The sequence below is a fragment of the Streptomyces sp. NPDC053513 genome, from assembly GCF_044544765.1.
Lineage (GTDB): Bacteria > Actinomycetota > Actinomycetes > Streptomycetales > Streptomycetaceae > Streptomyces > Streptomyces litmocidini.
The window spans coordinates 1-1,139 of the sequence record NZ_JBITXP010000063.1 but is presented as its reverse complement, the minus strand read 5'-3'; the positions used below and the strand labels follow the sequence as shown (position 1 = coordinate 1,139).

Sequence of the window (1,139 nt, the reverse complement as noted above, 5' to 3'; positions counted from 1 at the left end):
TACGGGAGGTTGCGGGCCATGACGATGCGCTGGACCTGGTTGGTGCCCTCGTAGATCTGGGTGATCTTGGCGTCGCGCATCATGCGCTCGACGGGGTAGTCGCGGGTGTAGCCGTAGCCGCCCAGGAGCTGGACGGCGTCGGTGGTGACCTCCATGGCCACGTCGGAGGCGAAGCACTTGGCGGCGGCGCCGAAGAAGGTCAGGTCGCCGTCGACGCGCTCGGACCTGGCCGCGGCGGCGTAGGTGAGCTGGCGGGCGGCCTCCAGCTTCATGGCCATGTCGGCGAGCATGAACTGCACGCCCTGGAAGTCGGCGATCGGCTTGCCGAACTGCTTGCGCTCCCTGACGTAGCCCTTGGCGTAGTCCAGGGCGCCCTGGGCGACGCCCAGGGCCTGGGCGGCGATGGTGATGCGGGTGTGGTCGAGGGTCTTCATGGCGGTGGCGAAGCCGGTGCCCTCTTCGCCGATCATGCGGTCGGCGGGGATGCGGACGTTGTCGAGGTAGACCTCGCGGGTGGGGGAGCCCTTGATGCCGAGCTTCTTCTCCGGGGCGCCGAAGGACACGCCCTCGTCGTCCTTCTCCACCACGAAGGCGGAGATGCCCTTGGAGCGCTTGTCGGGGTCGGTGACGGCCATCACCGTGTAGTACTGCGACACGCCGGCGTTGGTGATCCAGCGCTTGACGCCGTTGAGGACCCAGAAGTCGCCGTCGCGCACCGCGCGGGTCTTCATCCCGGCCGCGTCCGAGCCGGCGTCGGGCTCGGACAGGCAGTAGGAGAACATCGCGTCGCCCTTGGCCAGCGGGCCGAGGTACTTCTTCTTCAGCTCCTCCGAGCCGGACAGGACGACCGGGAGGGAGCCCAGCTTGTTGACGGCCGGGATCAGCGAGGAGGAGACGCAGACGCGGGCGACCTCCTCGATGACGATGACGGTGGCCAGCGCGTCCGCGCCGGCGCCGCCGTAGCTCTCCGGGACGTGCACGGCGTGCAGGTCGTTGGCGACCAGCGCGTCCAGGGCCTCCTGCGGGAACCTGGCCTCCTCGTCCACCGCCGCCGCGAACGGGGCGATCTTCGCCTCCGCGAGGGCACGCACCGACTCCCGGAGCATGTCGTGCTCCTCCGAGGGCCGATACAGGTCGAA

General features: G+C 69.4%; 1 protein-coding gene. It reads right to left on the bottom strand.

From position 1 onward, the window contains the following. The coding region (locus tag ACIGW4_RS38135; RefSeq protein ID WP_398714312.1) for an acyl-CoA dehydrogenase at positions 1–1,139 on the bottom strand (1,139 nt) is incomplete at both ends.